A 20764-nucleotide genomic window follows, 5' to 3' on the forward strand; every position below is an offset into this window, starting at 1 on the left:
TAACGTTGTTAATACGAAATATTATCATTAGAGTGGGGGCTTTCCGCTGCGTGATCACCGTCAATGTCGAGCATGACCACCGAAGAGCTTGAGGTGGCCTTCCGGGCCCATGCGGCCGAGTTGCGCTCGTTTCTTCATCGCCAGTTGCGCAATCCCGAGACCGCCGCCGATCTGGCTCAGGAAACCTACCTGCGCCTGCTCCGTCAGCCGCCACGCAAGCCGGTGCTCAACCTGCGCGGCTTTATCTTCAAAATTGCCCGTAACCTGGCCATTGATCATGCGCGCAGCAGGCAAACTCGAGAGTCCCATGACGAAGGCATCGCCTACCTTTACGAGGTGACGGGCGATAGCCCGGCATTGTTCGATGTGGTGGTCGCGCAGGAAGAACTTGCGGCGATGGCTCACGCCTTGCACCGGCTACCTGCGCAGTGCCAGCAGATATTCACGCTGTGCCGTTTGCGCAACCTTGCCCACAAGGACGTGGCTTCCCAACTGCAGGTGTCGATAAGCACGGTGGAAAAACAACTCGCTATCGCACTCGACTTTCTCAGCCAATGCCTGCAACGATAGCCGGTATGCACGATCAGACCGACACTCCCCAGCCCGACATCCAGCCCACTCCCGAGGTTCAGCGCATGGCCCACGCCTGGGTGATTCGCCTCACCGGCGGCGCAGTGCTGCCCTCTGACGTGGCTGCGGCGCGGGCGTGGTGCGAGCAGGCCCCGGAGCATCAGCAGGCGTTTGTCGAAGCGCGGCGGCTGTGGTGCCTGAGCGCGTATCTGGCTGAGCCGCGTGCCGCAGTGCGGCCGTCGTCACGTCGACGCTGGGCGATGGGCATCGCAGCGTCGTTGGTGCTGGGGTTCGGCGTGGCAGGCGTGCAATGGATGGCTTTGGATGCAGACTATTACACCGGTACCGGTGAGCGTCTGCAGGTCGTCCTTGCTGAAGGGTCCCGCATTACCCTGAATGCCAACAGCGCCGTCGATGTAAAACTCACAGCCGACGGGCGGCGCATTACCCTGCGCAAGGGCGAGGCCCTGTTCAATGTCACCGCAGACCCGCAGCGCCCCTTCAGTGTGCAGGCGGGTGCTGTGAGCGCGACGGCTCTGGGCACGGTCTACGCGGTGCGCCGTGACGGCGCAGACGTCGATGTCACGGTGCGCCACGGGCGGGTGGCCGTGGCCGAAGGCGCCGACAACGTGACACTCGGCGCTGGCGAGGCCGTCGCCGGGCGCGCTGACGGCCTGGGCACGAAGCAGGCTGTAGATGTCGACAGGGTGCTGGCGTGGGAGCAGGGCCGCCTGGTATTTGAGCTGACCCCGCTTGCGCAGGTGCTTGAGCAGATCGAGCGCTATCGTCCGGGCATCCTGATGCTCCGAGACCCGCGCCTGGCTGCGCTCAAGGTCAGCGGCACGTTCCAGCTCGATCACCTGGACGAGGGGTTGGCGACGCTGGAAAAAGTCTTTCCACTCAAGATCGAGCGCTACACGGACTACCTGCTGGTGGTGTCACCCAAGAATTAACGATTTTCTTTTACGGATGTTGGTGCGTCGTCCGTCTTACTCCCTAGAACGATAATGCTTCGTATTAGGGAGAACACCGATGCACCATCCTTTACTCAAAGGTTTGCGAATCAAACCTTTGTCCGTAGCCCCGCTGACACTGCTGTGCGCGCTGATGTCCGGCCTTGCGGTTGCCGACCCTCATCAATTTGATATCGCGCCACAGCCGTTGGCAACCGCGCTGAACCGCCTGGCTGCGCAAAGCGGGCTACAGGTGATATTCGATGGCTCGCTGGTAACCGGCAAGAGCAGCCCTGGCGTAGTCGGCTCCAAAGAGCCGCAGGCCGCGCTGGCTGAAGTGTTGAAAGGCAGCGGCTTGACCTGGCGCGCTACCGGTGGGAGTAGCGTGACGCTGGAGAAGCTCCCCGAATCGAGCGGTACCCTGCAATTGGGGGAGACTTCGATTGTTGGGCACGAGTTGGGCGAAACGACCGAGAACACCGGCTCCTACACCACCGGTGCCATGCAGACTGCCACCAAGCTGCCCTTGACCTTGCGTGAAACCCCGCAGTCGGTCAGCGTGGTCACGCGCAAGCGCATGGACGACAAGGCCATGACGACCATCAGCGATGTCGCTCAAAGTGCGCCGGGCATTTTCCTTAACAGCTCAGGTGGCGCGGGCCGGCCGACGTTCAGCGCACGTGGTTTTGACGTCGACAACATCCTGTACGACGGTTTCCCCACCAGCTTCCTGACCTACATTCCCAGCAGCGAAGCCAATCTGGCAATGTATGACCGGGTTGAAATCGTTCGCGGCGCCACCGGCCTGGCCCAGGGCGCCGGCAGCCCCGCAGGCGCGATCAACCTGGTGCGCAAGCGCCCGACCCAAAAGTTTCAGGCCACCCTCACCGGCAGTGCCGGCAGCTGGGATGATTACAGTAGTACGCTGGACGTGGGCGGCCCGCTCAATGACAGCGGTACTTTGCGCGCGCGTACCGTGCTCTCGCGACAGGACTCGAAAAGCTTCCGCGAGTCGGTAGAGAGTGACGCGGATCTGTACTACGGCGTAATCGACGCCGACCTGAGCGATACCACCACGCTGACACTCGGTGCCTACCGGCAGAAGGACCATACCAACTACGTCTGGGGCGGGTTGCCCATGGCCCGGGGTGGTGGGCATCTGGGACTGCCACGGGACACCTTCCTGGGGCATGACTATGAATACATGGACAATCGCACCACCGGTTACTTCGCGACCCTGGAGCATGGCTTCGCCAATGACTGGAAGCTGCGCATGGCCGCCATGCAGGCGACCACCAACACTGACGTGCTGGCCTCGTCCATATGGGGATACAACCGTCACTATCTCTGGACCCAAGCCATGGAGCAGAAGGAAAAGGGCTACGACCTGGCCCTCAGCGGCCCCTTCCAGCTATTGGGTCAAGAACATGACTTCACCGTGGGCGTCAGCAAGCGCCAGCTGGATTATCGTACCGGCAAGCTTTGGGAAAGCTTCATCGACAATAACGTCGATCTCTTCGCGTGGAACCCACGTGGCCACACCAAGCCGAATATCGTCAAGGGCCCGAACCTGCGCCCGGAGACAACCACTCAGGACAGCTTCTATGCCAGCACCCGCCTGCGCTTGACCGAGCCGCTGTCGCTGATTCTCGGTGGCCGTTTGGACTGGTACGAATTCGAAAGCCGCGAAACCCCTGAAAGCAGCTACAAGGTCACCCGTAATCTGACCCGCTATGCCGGCCTGGTCTATGACCTGGACGCCAATCACTCGGTCTATGTCAGCTACACCGATATCTTCAAGCCGCAGACCGAGAAAGGCGTCGGTGGGCAAGTGGTCAAGCCTATCGTGGGTGAGAACTACGAGGTGGGCATCAAGGGCGAATACTTTGATGGCGCACTCAACGCCAGCGCGGCTATTTTCCAGATCGATCAGAAAAACCGCGCCCAGGAAATGCCGGATGTCTTTGGCTGCGGCACAACGGCCATCAGTACGTGCTACGAGGCTTCCGGCCTGGTGCGCAGCCGCGGTATCGACCTGGAACTGCAGGGCGCCCTGACCGAAAACTGGCAACTGGCTGGCGGTTACACCTACACGCAGACCAAATACGTCAGCGACGCCAACGAATCCCGAGAAGGCCAGGACTTCAACCGTCGGCTGCCACGCCAGCTGTTCAAGGTGTCCACCATCTACACCCTGCCCGACGAACTGCGCCGCTGGCGCGTCGGCGGCGACGTGTACCAGCAGAGCCAGATCCGCACTGCAGGTGGCACCGGTGCCACGGCATGGCAAAACCGGCAGGGCTCGTACACGGTGGTCGGCCTGGTGGCAGGCTTCAAGGCCACCGAGCAACTGGACCTGCAGCTCAACGTAAACAACCTGTTTGACCGTACCTACTACGTCAGCATCGCCAACGGAGGCTATGAGCCGTATGACATCTACGGTGACCCACGTAACGTCAAACTGACTGCTCGCTACAGCTTCTAAAACGCTGTTTATCGCCAAAAACGCAAGGGGTTAGCGCCCGCCGCCACGGCCGAACGCTAACCCCGCGGGGAAGAAAACGCAGAACGCCAGGCACAAAAAAACCGGCTCAAGTGGCCGGTTTCTTTGTTGCTGAGAGCCTGGTAGAGGCTTTCAGATACTGCTATATGGTGCCCCGAGGGAGACTCGAACTCCCACTCCTTTCGAAAACGGATTTTGAATCCGCCGCGTCTACCAATTCCGCCATCAGGGCTCAATGGCGGCGAAGTATAGAGATGCGATTACCGTTGGTCAATCACGTTTCATGGTCAATTTTGACTATTTCCGCTAGACTTCCCGGCCCTGCTAGACGAACCCCATCATGCGCGTTGCTGACTTTACTTTTGAGCTTCCTGATTCGCTGATCGCTCGCCACCCGTTGGCCGAGCGTCGCGCCAGTCGACTGCTGACCCTGGACGGGGTCAGCGGTGCCCTCGCACACCGTCAATTCACTGATTTGCTTGAGCATTTACGCCCGGGCGACTTGATGGTTTTCAACAATACCCGGGTGATTCCGGCGCGGCTGTTTGGCCAGAAAGCTTCCGGCGGCAAGCTGGAAATTCTGGTGGAGCGGGTGCTGGACAGCCATCGCGTGCTGGCCCATGTGCGCTCCAGCAAGTCGCCGAAACCGGGGTCGAACATCCTCATCGACGGTGGTGGCGAGGCCGAGATGGTGGCGCGCCATGACGCGTTGTTCGAGCTCAAGTTCGCCGAAGAGGTGTTGCCGTTGCTGGAGCGTGTCGGCCATATGCCGTTGCCTCCTTATATAGACCGCCCCGACGAAGACTCGGACCGCGAGCGCTATCAGACCGTGTATTCCCAGCGCCTCGGCGCGGTGGCGGCGCCCACTGCCGGGCTGCATTTCGACCAGCCGCTGCTGGATGCCATCGCCGCCAAGGGCGTCGAGACGGCCTATGTGACCCTGCACGTGGGGGCCGGCACGTTTCAGCCGGTGCGTGTGGATAACATCGAAGACCACCATATGCACAGCGAGTGGCTGGAAGTCAGCCAGGACGTTGTCGATGCGGTTGACGCGTGCAAGGCGCGCGGCGGTCGGGTGATTGCCGTGGGCACCACCAGCGTGCGTTCACTGGAGAGCGCGGCGCGCGACGGCGTGCTCAAGCCGTTCAGTGGCGACACCGATATCTTTATCTACCCAGGCCGGCCGTTCCATGTGGTCGACTGCCTGGTGACCAACTTCCATTTGCCGGAATCCACGCTGTTGATGCTGGTGTCGGCATTTGCCGGTTATCCCGAGACCATGGCCGCCTACCAGGCCGCCATCGACAATGGGTACCGTTTTTTCAGCTACGGTGATGCGATGTTTATCACCCGCAATCCGGCGCCACGCGGCCCAGAGGAAACCTTATGAGTCGTATGTCGTTTGAACTGCTGGCCACCGACGGCAAAGCCCGGCGCGGTCGCCTGACCTTCCCGCGCGGTACCGTCGAAACCCCGGCGTTCATGCCGGTGGGCACCTACGGCACCGTCAAAGGCATGCTGCCGCGTGACATCGTCGCCACTGGCGCCGAGATCATCCTCGGCAACACCTTCCACCTGTGGCTGCGCCCGGGCACGGAAGTGATCAAGAAGCATGGCGACCTGCATGACTTCATGAAATGGCAAGGCCCGATCCTGACCGACTCCGGTGGTTTCCAGGTGTTCAGCCTGGGCGCCATGCGCAAGATCAAGGAGGAGGGCGTGACCTTCGCCTCGCCGGTGGACGGTTCCAAGGTGTTCATGGGCCCGGAAGAGTCGATGCAGGTGCAGCGCGACCTGGGCTCCGACATCGTGATGATTTTCGACGAGTGCACGCCATACCCGGCCGACGAAGACGTAGCGCGTATTTCCATGGAGCTGTCGCTGCGTTGGGCCCAGCGTTCGAAGAACGCCCACGGCGACAACACCGCCGCGCTGTTCGGTATCGTGCAGGGCGGCATGCATGAAAGCCTGCGCAAACGCTCGCTGGAAGGCCTGGACAAGATCGGCTTCGACGGCCTGGCCATCGGCGGTCTGTCGGTGGGCGAGCCCAAGCACGAGATGATCAAGGTGCTGGATTACCTGCCGGGCCTGATGCCGGCTGACAAACCTCGTTACCTTATGGGCGTTGGCAAACCGGAAGATCTCGTAGAGGGTGTGCGCCGCGGTGTGGACATGTTCGATTGCGTGATGCCAACCCGTAATGCCCGCAATGGGCATCTGTTCATCGATACAGGCGTGCTGAAGATCCGTAACGCGTTCCATCGCCATGATGATTCGCCGCTGGATCCCACCTGTGACTGCTACACCTGCCAGAACTTCTCCCGTGCTTATCTGCACCATCTGGACAAATGCGGGGAAATGCTGGGTAGCATGTTGAATACCATCCACAATTTGCGTCATTACCAAGTCCTGATGGCTGGTTTGCGCGAGGCTATTCAACAGGGTACATTGGCCGCCTTCGTCGATGCCTTCTATGCCAAGCGCGGGCTCCCTGTGCCGCCCTTGGACTGAGTTTTCCGACCCTAAGATTCACTATTTGCAACTGGAGTGCTAAATGAGCTTTTTTATCTCTAACGCCATGGCTGACGCCGCTGCGCCTGCTGCTGCCGGCCCTATGGGCGGTGGTTTCGAGTGGATTTTCCTGGTCGGCTTCCTGGTCATCTTCTACCTGATGATCTGGCGTCCACAGGCCAAGCGCGCCAAAGAGCAGAAAAACCTGCTGGGCAGCCTGCAAAAAGGTGACGAAGTTGTGACCACTGGCGGTATCGCCGGCAAGATCACCAAGGTTTCCGACGCTTTCGTGGTCCTGGAAGTCTCCGACACCGTAGAAATGAAGTTCCAGAAGGGCGCCATCGCCGCCACGCTGCCAAAAGGCACGCTCAAAGCGATCTGAGTAACAACCTTTACCAATCGACGGGGCGCGCAAGGCGCCCCGCGTTATAAGCGGGCGGCGTGATGCTGAACAAATACCCTCTGTGGAAATACGTACTGATCCTGGCGGTGCTGGCGATCGGTTTTATTTATTCCGCTCCCAATCTTTATCCTGATGACCCTGCGATCCAGATCACTGGCGCCAGCACTTCGCTGCAGGTCAATCAGGCTGACCTGGAACGCGCGAGCAAGGCGCTCACCGACGCAGGTATCCAGGTAAAAGCGGCAACGTTGGCGGCTGATGCGAAGGGCGGCTTGCTGCGCCTCGCCAAGCAAGAAGACCAATTGCCAGCCAAGGATGTCGTACGCAAGGCCATGGGTGACGACTACGTTGTCGCGCTCAACCTGGCACAGACCACGCCACAATGGCTGCGCAGCATTGGCGCGCACCCGATGAAGCTGGGTCTGGACTTGTCCGGTGGTGTGCACTTCCTGCTGGAAGTCGACATGGACAAAGCCCTCGACGCGCGCCTGAAAGTCTACGAAGGCGACGTGAAAAGCCTGCTGCGTAAAGAGAAGCTGCGCTATCGCAGCCTGCCGCAGCTCAACGGTGCCATCCAGCTGGGTTTCGCTGACGAAGCTTCCCGCGAGCAGGCCCGTGCGCTGATCCGCAAGAACTTCAACGATTTCGACATTGTACCGGCCGACCTGAATGGTCAGGCTGTACTGCGTCTGGCGATGAGCCCGGCGAAGATCGCGGAAATCCGCGAATACTCCATCAAGCAAAACTTGACCACGGTGCGTAACCGCGTCAACGAGCTGGGTGTGGCCGAGCCAATCGTGCAGCGCCAGGGTGCCAACCGCATCGTGGTTGAACTACCGGGCGTACAGGACACCGCTGAAGCCAAGCGTATCCTGGGTAAAACCGCCAACCTGGAATTCCGTCTGGCGGCTGAGCCAGGTGCCTCCCGTGCGACTTCCGAAGAGTTCGAGTTCCGTGAAGGCAACCGTCCTCCAGCGCTGATCGAGCGTGGCTTGATCATCACCGGTGACCAGGTTACCGACGCCAAGGCTGGTTTCGGCGAGCACGGCACCCCTGAAGTGAACATCCGTCTGGATGGCCACGGCGGCGAACTGATGAGTCGCGCCACGCGCAGCAACGTTGGTCGCAGCATGGCGGTGATCTTCATCGAGCAGCGTCCGGTGACCACCTACACCAAGCAAATGGTCAACGGCGTCGAGAAAGACGTGCCGGTACAGACCTTCAAGGAAGAGAAGAAGATCATCAGCCTGGCGACCATCCAGTCGCCGCTGGGTGCTCAATTCCGCATCACTGGCCTGAACGGTCAGGGCGAATCCTCGGAACTGGCCCTGCTGCTGCGTGCCGGTGGCCTGGCTGCTCCGATGTACTTTGCTGAAGAGCGCACCATCGGCCCGAGCCTGGGTGCCGACAACATCACCAAGGGTATCGATGCCTCCCTGTGGGGCATGCTGTTCGTATCGCTGTTCATCATCGCCATCTACCGTTTCTTCGGCATCATCGCCACCGTGGCCCTGGCGGGCAACATGGTGATGCTGTTGGCCTTGATGTCGCTGCTGGGCGCTACGCTGACCCTGCCAGGTATCGCCGGTATCGTACTCACCATGGGTATGGCGGTAGACGCCAACGTACTGATCTTCTCGCGGATTCGTGAAGAGATCGCGGCGGGCATGACCGTACAGCGCGCAATCAACGAAGGCTTCGGCCGGGCATTTACCGCGATTCTCGACTCCAACCTGACCACTTTGCTGGTCGGCGGGATTCTCTTTGCCATGGGCACCGGCCCGGTCAAAGGTTTTGCGGTGACCATGTCCCTCGGTATCTTTACCTCGATGTTCACGGCCATCATGGTGACCCGCGCAATGGTCAACCTGATCTTTGGCGGGCGTGACTTCAAGAAGTTGTGGATTTAAGGGGCTGCCATGTTACGTACAATCAACTTCATGGGCGTTCGCAACGTTGCGTTCGGCGTCACTGTGCTCCTTACCGTTCTGGCATTGTTCAGCTGGTTCCATAAGGGCCTGAACTACGGTCTGGACTTCACCGGCGGTACGCTCATCGAGCTGACCTACGAGAAGCCCGCCGACGTTACCCTGGTGCGCAACGAGCTGGTCAAGGCCGGCTATCACGAAGCCATCGTGCAGAGCTTTGGTGCGACCACCGACCTGCTGGTGCGTATGCCAGGCGAAGACCCGCAATTGGGTCACCAGGTAGCCGAGGCCTTGCAGAAGGTCGGCGGCGACAACCCGGCGTCGGTCAAACGCGTCGAGTTCGTGGGCCCGCAGGTGGGTGAAGAGCTGCGCGACCAGGGCGGCCTCGGCATGCTGATGGCGCTGGTCGGCATCATGATCTACCTGGCGTTCCGCTTTCAGTGGAAGTTCGGTGTCGGCGCCATTGTGTCGCTGATCCACGACGTGATCGTGACCGTAGGTATCCTCGCGTACTTCCAGATCACCTTCGACCTGACGGTATTGGCGGCGGTGCTGGCGATCATCGGTTACTCGCTCAACGACACCATCGTGGTATTCGACCGGGTTCGTGAGAACTTTCGCGTACTGCGCAAGGCTACGCTGATCGAGAACATCAACATCTCGACCACCCAGACCTTGCTGCGGACCATGGCGACGTCGATCTCCACCTTGCTGGCGATCGCGGCACTGATGATCTTCGGGGGCGACAACCTGTGGGGCTTCTCCCTGGCGCTGTTTATCGGCGTTCTGGCGGGCACCTACTCGTCGATCTACATCGCCAACGTGGTGCTGATCTGGCTGAACCTCAACAGCGAAGACTTGATCCCTCCTGCCGCTACCGGCAAGGAGGTCGACGACCGCCCTTGATGGGCGCTTGTTGATCTGCTGTTACAAAGAAGGCACGAGTATTGAACTCGTGCCTTTTTTATTGCTCCAAGGCTGGGTATAGCGCGGACGTTTCGGTCCGTTTGTGATGGTCAGGAGGTTCAACGTGAACAAGTCGTTACTGGTTGGTGCGGTATTGGGTGCTGTCGGTGTGACTGCCGGGGGTGCTGTTGCCACCTACAGCCTGGTAAAAAGCGGCCCTGAGTATGCGCAAGTGCTGGCAGTGCAGCCGGTGAAAACCCAGATCAAGACCCCTCGCGAGGTCTGCAAGGACGTCGCAGTGACCCGGCAGAAGCCGGTGCAGGATCAGCATCAGATCGTCGGTACCGTGGTCGGTGCGCTGGCCGGTGGCCTGTTGGGCAACCAGGTCGGTGGCGGTAATGGTAAGAAGCTGGCCACCGTGGCCGGTGCGGTCGGTGGCGGTTATGCCGGTAACAAGGTTCAGGAAGGTATGCAGAACCGCGATACCTACACCACCACCCAGACCCGTTGTAACACCGTCAACGACATCAGCGACAAGGTTGTCGGCTACGACGTGCGTTACACCCTGGACGGCAAGGAAGGTTCGGTGCGCATGGATCGTGACCCAGGTGGTCAGATTCCGGTCGACAAGGAAGGCCGCTTGGTTCTGGGCCAGAACCAGCAGTAATTCCAGAGCCTGATGCCATTCAAAATGTGGGAGGGGGCTTGCCCCTGAGAGCGGTGCATCAGTTAATGGGTTTTTAGCTGAGCCACTGCAATCGGGAGCAAGCCCCCTCCCACATTTGAGTCTTGTTGTTGCTCAGGCTTGGGTCTGACTCAAATCCCAGGCATAAAAAAAGCACCCCTCGGGGTGCTTTTTTGTGCTCGCTCGCTTAACGCTTCAGCGAGGCTGGCAAGTGCGGCTGGATCGCCGTCAGTACTGCCTTGAAGCATTTGGTGTTGCCGGCAACCACGTGGCCTTTCTCAAGGAAGTCGTGACCGCCGGTGAAGTCGCTCACCAGGCCGCCGGCTTCTTGAATCAGCAGGGCGCCCGCAGCCATGTCCCACTCGGACAGGCCCGATTCCCAGAACGCATCAAAACGACCGGCGGCCACGTAGGCCAGGTCAAGGCTGGCTGCGCCGGCGCGGCGGATGCCGGCGGTTTGGCCAACCAGGGCGCGGAACATGCCCAGGTAGTTTTCCAGGTTGTCCATCTGGTCGTCACGGAACGGGAAGCCGGTACCCAGCAGGGCGCCGTCCAGGCTGGTGCGGCCGCTTACGCGCAAGCGGCGACCGTTCAGCTGGGCGCCACGGCCACGGCTGGCGGTGAATTCTTCCTGGCGAACCGGGTCAAGTACGACGGCGTGTTCCAGGCGGCCACGGTATTTGCAGGCAATGCTGACCGCAAAGTGTGGGATGCCGCGCAGGAAGTTGGTGGTGCCATCCAGTGGGTCGATAATCCACAGGTAGTCTTCGCCTTCGCCGCTGCCTTTGTGCAAGCCGGTTTCTTCGCCGAGGATGCCGTGGGTAGGGTAGGCCTTGCGCAGTGCGTCGATGATTTTCTGTTCGGCGGCGCGATCGACCTCGGACACGTAATCCTTGGCGTCTTTTTCGTCGACCTTGATGGTATCCAGGCGCTCGATGGAGCGGAAGATCAATTCACTGGCGCTGCGGGCGGCGCGCAGCGCGATATTCAGCATGGGCTGCATGGATGTGTCACCTAAGGTTGTTAAAGAAAGCCGGGCATTCTAGCAGAAACTTTCTTCAGGTGAAGGACGACGTTAGCTTTCATGGCATAACCTTAGGCTGTTCTGTAAGATTTGCTCCCCTTTCCCGTGTCCGAGAGCGCCTCCCTTGCTGCAAAACATTCGTGTCGTCTTGGTCAATACCAGTCACCCCGGCAATATCGGCGGGGTGGCGCGAGCCATGAAAAACATGGGGCTGACGCGCCTGGTGCTGGTTGAGCCGCGTGTGTTCCCGCACCACGAGGCCGATGCCCGCGCGTCCGGCGCCAATGACATCCTGGAAAAAGCCCAGGTCGTCGCCACCCTGGAAGACGCTTTGGTCGGCTGCAACCTGGTGCTCGGCACCAGCGCCCGCGACCGTCGCATCCCCTGGCCCCTGCTGGACCCGCGCGAGTGCGGGACCAAGGTAGTGGAAGAGGCTGCCGGCGGCGCTGAAATCGCCTTGGTGTTTGGTCGTGAAGATTCCGGCCTCACCAATGAAGAGCTGCAGCGATGTCATTATCACGTGCACATTCCATCAGACCCTGAGTTCAGCTCGCTGAACCTCGGGGCGGCGGTGCAGGTGTTGAGTTATGAAGTGCGTATGTCCTGGCTGGCTGCTGAAGGTCAGCCGAGCAAGGTGGAAAAGGATGAAGTGGCGTCGACCAAAAGTGGCGAGTTGGCCACCATGGACGAGCTGGAGCGTTTCTATGAGCACCTGGAGCACACCCTGGTGGCCATCGAATTCCTTGATCCTGAGAAGCCGCGGCACTTGATGGCGCGCCTGCGTCGCCTGTACGGGCGCAGCTCGGTCAGCCGGGCAGAAATGAATATATTGCGTGGCATCCTCACGGAAACCCAGAAAGCGGCCCGTGGCGAGCTTATTAAGCGGAAGGATTAAAAATGTTCGAGCGTTTGCGAGAAGATATCCAGAGTGTTTTCCACCGTGACCCGGCGGCGCGCAACGCCTTTGAAGTGCTGACCTGCTACCCGGGCATGCATGCGATCTGGATCCACCGCCTGTCCGGCGCCTTGTGGGGCATGGGCTGGAAGTGGCTGGCGCGGTTGGTGTCGAACTTCGGACGCTGGTTGACCGGGATCGAGATTCACCCGGGCGCCAAGGTTGGTCGTCGTTTTTTTATCGACCATGGCATGGGCATTGTGATCGGCGAGACGGCTGAGATTGGCGACGACGTGACGCTCTATCAAGGCGTGACTCTGGGCGGCACCAGCTGGAATAAAGGCAAGCGCCACCCAACCCTGGAAGATGGCGTGGTGGTCGGGGCGGGCGCCAAGGTGCTGGGGCCGGTTACCGTGGGGGCGGGCGCCAAAGTCGGCTCCAATGCGGTCGTCACCAAGGCTGTGCCGCCTGGCGCCACTGTGGTGGGTATTCCAGGCCGAATCATCGTCAAGCCGGAAGTAGGCGACGAGCAGGAAGCCAAGCGTAAGGCCATGGCCGAAAAAATCGGCTTTGATGCCTACGGTGTCAGCGAAGACATGCCTGACCCGGTGGCGCGCGCCATCGGCCAATTGCTCGACCACTTGCAGGCGGTAGATGGCAAGCTGGACGGCATGTGTGGCGCGCTCAAAGAGCTGGGCAGCAGCTACTGCGCCAAGGATCTGCCTGAGCTGCGCGAAGAGGACTTCGCCGAGATAAAGGACGAAACCGCCACCAAGGCAGGCTGAGGTCTCGACTTCACCGCAAGACCCTGGGGAGGGGGCTTGCCCCCAATGGCAATGTGTCAGCCACTACAGTTATTGGCTGATCCGCCGTCATCGGGAGCAAGCCCCCTCCCACATTTGATCTCCATTGGTCTTGAGATTCAGCATTGAGCCCGCCGCCGCTGGTCCATCCCGCCCCACCCTGCTATGATTCGCGCGCCCTTTTTACGGGTAATCCTGACTAAAGTACTAGGTCTTATAGTTGACTTAAATACTCGGGAATCGCATACTTGCCCCCATTCCGAAACACCTTGGTACTTGTCCATGAGACTGACTACAAAAGGCCGATACGCGGTGACCGCCATGCTTGACCTGGCCTTGCACGCGCAAACTGGGCCGGTGTCCCTGGCCGATATCTCCGAGCGCCAAGGCATTTCCCTGTCCTACCTTGAGCAGCTGTTTGCCAAGTTGCGCCGCAGCAATCTGGTTTCCAGTGTGCGTGGCCCTGGCGGTGGCTATCAATTGTCCCGCGATATGCAGGGCATCCAGGTAGCGCAGGTGATCGATGCGGTCAACGAATCCGTCGATGCGACCAAATGCCAGGGCCTGGGTGACTGCCATGCCGGCGACACCTGCTTGACCCACCACTTGTGGTGTGACTTGAGCCTGCAGATCCATGAGTTTTTGAGCGGTATCAGCTTGGCTGATCTTGTGACTCGCCGTGAGGTACAAGAAGTAGCCCAGCGTCAGGACCAGCGCCGTTGCAACACCAAGGCGCCGCGTCTGGACAAGATTGAAGCGTCCGCCGTCGAGTGACAGCCGAAGAGCTAACGGCACGCCAGCCAGCCTGATTTAGGAGAAAGTCCATGAAATTGCCGATTTACCTTGATTACTCAGCGACCACCCCGGTTGATCCGCGTGTCGCGCAAAAGATGAGCGAATGCCTGCTGGTTGACGGAAATTTCGGCAACCCAGCCTCCCGTTCCCACGTATTCGGCTGGAAAGCCGAGGAAGCGGTCGAGAACGCTCGTCGCCAGGTCGCTGACCTGGTTGGCGCAGACCCGCGTGAAATCGTCTGGACCTCCGGTGCCACCGAGTCCGACAACCTGGCTATCAAGGGCGCGGCGCATTTCTATGCGACCAAAGGCAAACACCTGATCACCACCAAGATTGAGCACAAGGCTGTCCTCGACACCATGCGCCAACTGGAGCGTGAAGGTTTTGAGGTGACCTACCTCGAGCCAACCACCGACGGTATCGTCACCCCGGCCATGATCGAAGCCGCGCTGCGTGAAGACACCATCCTGGTTTCCGTGATCCACGTGAACAACGAAATCGGCACCATTAACGACATCGCGGCCATCGGCGAGCTGACCCGTTCCAAGGGCATCCTGCTGCACGTCGACGCGGCTCAGTCCACTGGCAAGGTCGATATCGACCTGTCGAAGCTGAAAGTCGACCTGATGTCGTTCTCCGCCCACAAGACCTACGGCCCTAAAGGCATCGGCGCGCTGTACGTGAGCCGCAAGCCTCGCGTGCGCATCGAAGCCACCATGCACGGCGGTGGTCACGAGCGCGGCATGCGTTCCGGCACCCTGGCGACCCACCAGATCGTCGGCATGGGCGAAGCTTTCCGTGTAGCCAAAGAAGACATGGCTGCCGAAAACGTGCGCATCAAGGCCCTGAGCGATCGCTTCTACAAGCAGGTCGAGAACCTTGAAGAGCTGTACATCAACGGCAGCATGACCGCCCGTGTACCGCACAACCTGAATTTGAGCTTCAACTACGTCGAAGGCGAGTCGCTGATCATGGCGCTCAAGGACCTGGCGGTTTCGTCCGGTTCGGCCTGCACCTCGGCGTCCCTTGAGCCTTCGTACGTACTGCGCGCCCTGGGCCGCAACGACGAACTGGCACACAGCTCGATCCGCTTTACGTTCGGCCGTTTCACCACCGAAGAGCAAGTCGACTACGCCGCGCAGAAAGTCTGCGAAGCCGTCAACAAGCTGCGTGTTCTGTCGCCGCTGTGGGACATGTTCAAAGACGGTGTCGATATTTCCAAGATCGAGTGGGCGGCACACTAACTATAGAAGCCGCCACCCAAGCTCTGTAGGAACGTGGCGGAAAACGCAGGCGTTTTTACAGGGTTCCAGAGCGGCCCTGATGAGTGAGGATTCAGTACCATGGCTTACAGCGAAAAGGTCATCGACCACTACGAAAACCCGCGCAACGTCGGCAAGATGAACGCGGAAGACCCTGATGTCGGCACCGGCATGGTCGGCGCTCCGGCGTGCGGCGATGTGATGCGCCTGCAGATCAAGGTCAACGACGCTGGCGTTATCGAAGACGCCAAGTTCAAGACCTACGGCTGCGGTTCGGCCATCGCCTCCAGCTCGCTGGCGACCGAATGGATGAAAGGCAAGACCCTGGATGAGGCTGTCACCATCAGCAACACCCAGCTGGCCGAAGAACTGGCCCTGCCGCCAGTGAAAATCCACTGCTCGGTACTCGCAGAAGACGCCATCAAGGCGGCCGTTCGCGACTACAAGCAGAAGAAAGGCTTGATCTAAGCATTTGGCGACGAGTAAGGAGTCAACGATGGCTATCAGCATGACAGAAGCGGCTGCGCAGCACATTCGCCGCTCCCTGAATGGGCGCGGTAAAGGTGAGGGGATTCGTCTGGGTGTTCGCACCACAGGCTGTTCCGGCCTTGCCTACGTGCTGGAGTTTGTCGACGAGGTGGTTGCGGAGGACCAGGTGTTCGAAAGTCACGGCGAGAAAGTGATCATCGACCCTAAGAGCCTGACCTACCTGGACGGCACCGAACTCGATTTCGTCAAGGAAGGGTTGAACGAAGGCTTCAAGTTCAACAACCCCAACGTACGCGGTGAGTGTGGCTGCGGCGAAAGCTTCAACATCTGAGGCTATTCGTGGGTACTCCTTGTCATTTCGCTTTATTCGAGCTGCAGCCGAGCTTTCGGCTGGACCTTGAGCAGCTTGCCACGCGCTACCGAGAATTGGCGCGTGGGGTGCATCCGGACCGCTTTGCTGACGCTTCCGAGCGTGAGCAACGCCTGGCCCTGGAGCAATCGGCCAGCCTCAACGAAGCCTATCAGACGCTCAAAAGCCCTCCAAAGCGCGCGCGCTACCTGCTTGCGATGAACGGTGGCGAGTTGCCGTTGGAAGTCACGGTGCACGATCCGGACTTCCTGATGCAGCAGATGCAGTGGCGCGAAGAGCTCGAAGACTTGCAGGACGAAGCCGATGTGGCGGGTGTCGCAGTCTTCAAGCGTCGTCTGAAAGTGGCCCAGGATGAGTTGAACGAAAGCTTCGCGGCTTGTTGGAACGATGCAGCGCAACGCGAGCAGGCCGAACGCCTGATGCGGCGCATGCAGTTTCTCGACAAGCTCACCTACGAAGTGCGCCAGCTAGAAGAGCGCCTCGACGATTAACCCAGTGCTGCCCGTGATGCACGCCTGAGACAGATAAGACCTGATTACCATGGCTCTACTGCAAATCGCCGAACCCGGCCAAAGCCCGCAACCGCACCAGCGTCGTCTGGCGGTGGGGATTGACCTGGGCACCACCAATTCCCTGGTTGCAGCCTTGCGCAGCGGCCTGTCCGAGCCGCTGCCTGACGCTGATGGCCAAGTGATCCTGCCGTCGGCCGTGCGCTATCACGCGGACCGCACCGAAGTCGGTGAGTCGGCCAAGCTGGCCGCGTCTACCGATCCTCTGAATACCGTGCTGTCGGTCAAGCGCTTGATGGGTCGTGGTCTGTCCGACGTCAAGCAATTGGGCGACCAGCTGCCGTACCGCTTTGTCGGCGGTGAGTCCCACATGCCGTTCATCGACACCATCCAGGGCCCGAAAAGCCCGGTGGAAGTGTCGGCCGATATTCTCAAGGTGTTGCGCCAGCGCGCAGAGAAAACCTTGGGCGGCGAACTTGTCGGTGCGGTGATTACCGTTCCGGCTTATTTCGATGACGCTCAGCGCCAAGCCACCAAGGATGCGGCGAAACTTGCCGGCCTGAACGTGTTGCGCCTGCTCAACGAGCCGACTGCGGCAGCCGTGGCCTATGGCCTGGACCAGCACGCTGAAGGCCTCGTCGCCATCTACGACCTGGGCGGCGGTACCTTTGATATTTCGATCCTGCGCCTGACTGGCGGCGTGTTTGAAGTGCTCGCCACCGGCGGCGACAGCGCCCTGGGCGGCGATGACTTCGACCATGCTATTGCGGGCTGGATCATCACCAGCGCCGGCTTGTCGGCCGACCTGGACCCAGGCGCGCAACGCAACCTGTTGCAAACCGCCTGCGCGGCCAAGGAAGCACTGACTGACGCTGCTTCTGTTGAAGTTTCCTACGGTGACTGGTCGGCTCAACTGACTCGCGAAGCCTTCGATGCGTTGATCGAGCCAATGGTCGCCCGCAGCCTCAAAGCCTGCCGCCGCGCGGTGCGCGATTCCGGTATCGAGCTGGAAGAAGTCGGTGCCGTGGTCATGGTCGGTGGCTCCACTCGGGTTCCACGCGTTCGCGAGGCCGTGGCTGAAGCGTTTGGCCGTCAGCCGCTGACTGAAATCGACCCCGATCAAGTGGTTGCCATTGGTGCTGCGATCCAGGCCGACACCCTGGCCGGCAACAAGCGTGATGGTGGCGAACTGCTGCTGCTTGATGTGATTCCGTTGTCCCTGGGCCTGGAAACCATGGGTGGCCTGATGGAGAAGGTGATTCCACGCAACACCACCATCCCCGTCGCCCGCGCCCAGGACTTCACTACCTACAAAGATGGCCAGACGGCCATGATGATTCATGTGCTGCAAGGTGAGCGCGAGCTGATCAGCGACTGCCGCTCCCTGGCGCGTTTCGAATTGCGTGGTATCCCGGCCATGGTCGCCGGTGCGGCGAAAATCCGCGTGACCTTCCAGGTCGACGCTGATGGCCTGCTCAGCGTTGCGGCGCGCGAATTGGCGTCCGGCGTTGAAGCCAGCATCCAGGTCAAGCCGTCCTACGGTCTCACCGACGGCGAAATCGCCAAGATGCTCAAGGATTCGTTCCAATACGCCGGTGACGACAAGGTCGCCCGTGTATTGCGTGAGCAACAAGTGGATGCCCAGCGCCTGCTCGAAGCGGTGCAGGGCGCCCTTGAAGTCGACGGTGAGCGTTTGCTGGATGCCGAAGAGCGCATGGTCATCGACCTGCAGATGCAGGAACTGGCCGAACTGATGAAAGGCAACGATGGCTACGCCATCGAGCAGCAGACCAAGCGCTTGTCGCAGGTAACTGATGCCTTTGCCGCCCGCCGCATGGATCAGACGGTGAAAGCCGCACTGGCCGGGCGCAAACTGAATGAAATCGAGGAATAATTAATGCCGCAGGTCATTTTTCTGCCACACGCCGAGCATTGCCCGGACGGTATGGTCGTGGAGGCTGAGACCGGCAAGTCCATCCTCGAAGTTGCCCATGACAACCACATCGAGATCGAAAGCGCCTGCGGCGGTGTGTGCGCCTGCACCACCTGCCACTGCATCATTCGTGAAGGGTTCAATACCCTGGAAGAAGCAGACGAGTTGGAAGAGGACTTTCTTGATCGTGCCTGGGGCCTGGAAGCGCATTCGCGTCTAAGCTGTCAGGCAAAGGTCGGAACTCAAGACATCACCGTCGAAATTCCGAAATATTCGCTCAACCATGCGGCCGAAGCGCCACATTGATTCAAGGAAATGTCATGAGCCTGAAATGGGTTGATGTACAAGAAATCGCTATACAACTTGCTGAAGCGCACCCGGAGGTCAATCCTCTGACGGTCAACTTCGTCAAGCTGCGCAATCTGGTGATGGAGCTGCCGGACTTTGACGACATCCCGGACCGGGGTGGCGAAAAGGTTCTGGAGGCGATTCAAGGCCTGTGGATCGAAGAAGCAGACTGAGCCGCCTTTTTACGCAGTTAGGCAATACCCAATAACCCGCGTATAATTCGCGGGTTTAATTTTTCGTAAATTACCGTTTCTGGAGTTACACCATGGCTGTTCAACGTACTTTCTCCATCATCAAGCCTGACGCTGTTGCAAAAAACGTCATCGGCGAGATCACCACTCGTTTCGAAAAAGCCGGCCTGAAGGTTGTAGCTTCGAAACTCAAGCAACTGTCCAAAGCTGAAGCTGAAGGCTTCTACGCTGAGCACAGCGCTCGTGGCTTCTTCGGCGACCTGGTTGCCTTCATGATCTCCGGTCCTGTTGTTGTTCAGGTTCTGGAAGGCGAAAACGCTATCGCTCTGAACCGTGAGCTGATGGGCGCTACCAACCCTAAAGAAGCTGCTGCCGGCACCATCCGCGCTGACTTCGCTGAATCCATCGACGCCAACGCTGTTCACGGTTCGGACTCCGAAGCCGCTGCTGCTCGCGAAATCTCGTACTTTTTCGCTGCTACTGAAGTAACCGCTCGCTAAGCATCGGCTTAAAGAGTGAGGGTGAATCCATGACTACATCGACTGTTAAAACCAACCTGCTGGGTCTGACTCAACAGGAAATGGAAAAATTCTTCGACTCAATCGGGGAGAAGCGTTTCCGTGCCGGTCAGGTAATGAAGTGGATTCACCACTTTGGTGTCGACGATTTCGACGCCATGACGAACGTCAGCAAGGCCCTGCGCGACAAGCTCAAGGCCATTGCTGAGGTCCGTGGTCCCGAAGTGGTCAGCGAGGACATTTCCAGCGACGGCACCCGTAAGTGGGTGGTGCGCGTGGCGTCCGGCAGCTGCGTCGAGACTGTTTACATTCCCCAGGGCAAACGCGGCACCTTGTGCGTTTCGTCCCAGGCAGGCTGTGCCCTGGATTGCAGTTTCTGCTCCACCGGCAAGCAAGGCTTCAATAGCAACCTCACCGCCGCCGAAGTGATCGGCCAGGTGTGGATTGCCAACAAATCCTTTGGCAGCGTCCCGGCGACCGTCGACCGTGCCATCACCAACGTGGTGATGATGGGCATGGGTGAGCCGCTGCTGAACTTCGACAACGTCGTTGCCGCCATGCATTTGATGATGGACGACCTGGGCTACGGCATCTCCAAGCGCCGTGTAACCCTGTCGACCTCCGGCGTGGTGCCGATGATCGATGAGCTGGCCAAGCACATCGACGTCTCCCTGGCGTTGTCGCTGCACGCACCCAATGACGCATTGCGTAACCAATTGGTGCCGATCAACAAGAAGTATCCGCTTAAGATGCTGCTCGAATCTTGCCAGCGTTATATGGCGACTTTGGGTGAGAAACGCGTTCTGACCATTGAGTACACCATGCTCAAGGACATCAACGACAAGGTCGAGCACGCGGTCGAAATGATCGAGTTGCTCAAGAATACCCCGTGCAAGATCAACCTGATTCCGTTCAACCCGTTTCCACATTCTGGCTACGAGCGGCCAAGCAACAACGCCATCCGCCGTTTCCAGGATCAACTGCACCAGGCCGGCTATAACGTCACTGTACGCACCACGCGTGGTGAAGACATCGACGCCGCCTGTGGCCAATTGGTAGGGCAGGTGATGGACCGCACCCGCCGCAGCGAACGTTATATCGCCGTGCGCGAACTTAACGCCGCCGAAGATTTGCCGCAAATTGCTGTGAATCGAATCTGAGAGAGGAC

Annotated in this window: 22 protein-coding genes and 1 tRNA gene; 21 read left to right on the forward strand and 2 right to left on the reverse strand. The window is 59.7% G+C overall.

Annotation, left to right across the window (positions count from 1 at the left end):
- The first annotated feature begins 72 nt into the window (after positions 1–72).
- The 3 genes from GIW02_RS01515 (at position 73) to GIW02_RS01525 (ending at position 4008) form a co-directional block, all read left to right on the forward strand.
- Positions 73–570, forward strand: a complete 498-nt coding sequence (locus GIW02_RS01515) for an RNA polymerase sigma factor (RefSeq protein ID WP_236414116.1) — start codon at positions 73–75, stop codon at positions 568–570.
- A 5-nt stretch (positions 571–575) separates the two neighbouring features.
- Complete coding sequence (locus GIW02_RS01520; protein ID WP_236414108.1) at positions 576–1523, forward strand: FecR family protein; 948 nt, start codon at positions 576–578, stop codon at positions 1521–1523.
- 79 nt (positions 1524–1602) lie between these two features.
- Positions 1603–4008, forward strand: coding sequence for a TonB-dependent receptor (locus tag GIW02_RS01525; protein WP_236414106.1), 2406 nt, complete (start codon positions 1603–1605; stop codon positions 4006–4008).
- A gap of 165 nt (positions 4009–4173) precedes the next feature.
- Here the strand turns inward: GIW02_RS01525 and GIW02_RS01530 are convergent.
- Positions 4174–4258 (reverse strand) — tRNA-Leu (locus GIW02_RS01530).
- Between the two features lie 108 nt (positions 4259–4366).
- Between GIW02_RS01530 and queA the strand changes: the two genes are divergently transcribed.
- The 6 genes from queA to GIW02_RS01560 all read left to right on the forward strand — a co-directional run bounded on the left by queA (position 4367) and on the right by GIW02_RS01560 (position 10441).
- Positions 4367–5416 (forward strand): tRNA preQ1(34) S-adenosylmethionine ribosyltransferase-isomerase QueA, encoded by a 1050-nt coding sequence (gene queA / locus GIW02_RS01535; protein ID WP_236414101.1) that lies wholly within the window; start codon positions 4367–4369, stop codon positions 5414–5416.
- 5 nt (positions 5417–5421) lie between these two features.
- A complete protein-coding gene (gene tgt / locus GIW02_RS01540) occupies positions 5422–6537 on the forward strand; it encodes a tRNA guanosine(34) transglycosylase Tgt (RefSeq protein ID WP_003175976.1) in 1116 nt (371 codons plus the stop codon).
- 43 nt (positions 6538–6580) lie between these two features.
- Complete coding sequence (gene yajC, locus GIW02_RS01545; protein ID WP_003175975.1) at positions 6581–6919, forward strand: preprotein translocase subunit YajC; 339 nt, start codon at positions 6581–6583, stop codon at positions 6917–6919.
- 62 nt (positions 6920–6981) lie between these two features.
- Positions 6982–8850, forward strand: a complete 1869-nt coding sequence (gene secD, locus GIW02_RS01550) for a protein translocase subunit SecD (protein WP_236414099.1) — start codon at positions 6982–6984, stop codon at positions 8848–8850.
- 9 nt (positions 8851–8859) lie between these two features.
- The gene (gene secF, locus GIW02_RS01555; RefSeq protein ID WP_034109261.1) at positions 8860–9774 is read left to right on the forward strand and encodes a protein translocase subunit SecF; all 915 of its coding nucleotides are present in this window, start codon (positions 8860–8862) and stop codon (positions 9772–9774) included.
- A 124-nt stretch (positions 9775–9898) separates the two neighbouring features.
- Positions 9899–10441: a glycine zipper 2TM domain-containing protein gene (locus tag GIW02_RS01560; protein WP_015885750.1), complete on the forward strand. Its 543-nt coding sequence runs from the start codon at positions 9899–9901 to the stop codon at positions 10439–10441.
- 205 nt (positions 10442–10646) lie between these two features.
- Here the strand turns inward: GIW02_RS01560 and suhB are convergent, their stop codons facing one another.
- Positions 10647–11462, reverse strand: coding sequence for a type III secretion system regulator SuhB (gene suhB / locus GIW02_RS01565; protein ID WP_003175971.1), 816 nt, complete (start codon positions 11460–11462; stop codon positions 10647–10649).
- A gap of 145 nt (positions 11463–11607) precedes the next feature.
- Between suhB and trmJ the strand changes: the two genes are divergently transcribed.
- The 12 genes from trmJ to rlmN all read left to right on the forward strand — a co-directional run bounded on the left by trmJ (position 11608) and on the right by rlmN (position 20756).
- Positions 11608–12378, forward strand: a complete 771-nt coding sequence (trmJ, locus tag GIW02_RS01570; RefSeq protein WP_236414097.1) for a tRNA (cytosine(32)/uridine(32)-2'-O)-methyltransferase TrmJ — start codon at positions 11608–11610, stop codon at positions 12376–12378.
- Between the two features lie 2 nt (positions 12379–12380).
- The gene (cysE, locus tag GIW02_RS01575) at positions 12381–13163 is read left to right on the forward strand and encodes a serine O-acetyltransferase (protein WP_236421755.1); all 783 of its coding nucleotides are present in this window, start codon (positions 12381–12383) and stop codon (positions 13161–13163) included.
- A gap of 300 nt (positions 13164–13463) precedes the next feature.
- On the forward strand, positions 13464–13955 hold the full coding sequence (iscR, locus tag GIW02_RS01580) for a Fe-S cluster assembly transcriptional regulator IscR (protein WP_003194020.1): 492 nt from the start codon (positions 13464–13466) through the stop codon (positions 13953–13955).
- Between the two features lie 50 nt (positions 13956–14005).
- Positions 14006–15220: an IscS subfamily cysteine desulfurase gene (locus GIW02_RS01585; protein WP_078738990.1), complete on the forward strand. Its 1215-nt coding sequence runs from the start codon at positions 14006–14008 to the stop codon at positions 15218–15220.
- 99 nt (positions 15221–15319) lie between these two features.
- Positions 15320–15706, forward strand: coding sequence for a Fe-S cluster assembly scaffold IscU (iscU, locus tag GIW02_RS01590; protein WP_003175965.1), 387 nt, complete (start codon positions 15320–15322; stop codon positions 15704–15706).
- A 28-nt stretch (positions 15707–15734) separates the two neighbouring features.
- Complete coding sequence (gene iscA / locus GIW02_RS01595) at positions 15735–16058, forward strand: iron-sulfur cluster assembly protein IscA (RefSeq protein ID WP_003175963.1); 324 nt, start codon at positions 15735–15737, stop codon at positions 16056–16058.
- An 8-nt stretch (positions 16059–16066) separates the two neighbouring features.
- Positions 16067–16588, forward strand: a complete 522-nt coding sequence (hscB, locus tag GIW02_RS01600; protein WP_116628764.1) for a co-chaperone HscB — start codon at positions 16067–16069, stop codon at positions 16586–16588.
- Between the two features lie 49 nt (positions 16589–16637).
- Entirely contained in the window at positions 16638–18500 is a 1863-nt protein-coding gene (gene hscA, locus GIW02_RS01605; RefSeq protein WP_236414086.1) for a Fe-S protein assembly chaperone HscA, read from the forward strand.
- Positions 18501–18503: 3 nt separating this feature from the next.
- The gene (gene fdx, locus GIW02_RS01610) at positions 18504–18845 is read left to right on the forward strand and encodes an ISC system 2Fe-2S type ferredoxin (RefSeq protein WP_105523895.1); all 342 of its coding nucleotides are present in this window, start codon (positions 18504–18506) and stop codon (positions 18843–18845) included.
- A gap of 14 nt (positions 18846–18859) precedes the next feature.
- Positions 18860–19060, forward strand: a complete 201-nt coding sequence (gene iscX, locus GIW02_RS01615; protein ID WP_003238461.1) for a Fe-S cluster assembly protein IscX — start codon at positions 18860–18862, stop codon at positions 19058–19060.
- A 92-nt stretch (positions 19061–19152) separates the two neighbouring features.
- Positions 19153–19578 (forward strand): nucleoside-diphosphate kinase, encoded by a 426-nt coding sequence (ndk, locus tag GIW02_RS01620; RefSeq protein WP_003175956.1) that lies wholly within the window; start codon positions 19153–19155, stop codon positions 19576–19578.
- 29 nt (positions 19579–19607) lie between these two features.
- The gene (rlmN, locus tag GIW02_RS01625) at positions 19608–20756 is read left to right on the forward strand and encodes a 23S rRNA (adenine(2503)-C(2))-methyltransferase RlmN (protein WP_236414077.1); all 1149 of its coding nucleotides are present in this window, start codon (positions 19608–19610) and stop codon (positions 20754–20756) included.
- Positions 20757–20764 lie beyond the last annotated feature (8 nt).

Origin of the sequence: Pseudomonas syringae, from assembly GCF_021606685.1 — a bacterium.
In the GTDB taxonomy this organism is placed as follows: Bacteria; Pseudomonadota; Gammaproteobacteria; order Pseudomonadales; family Pseudomonadaceae; genus Aquipseudomonas; species Aquipseudomonas syringae_R.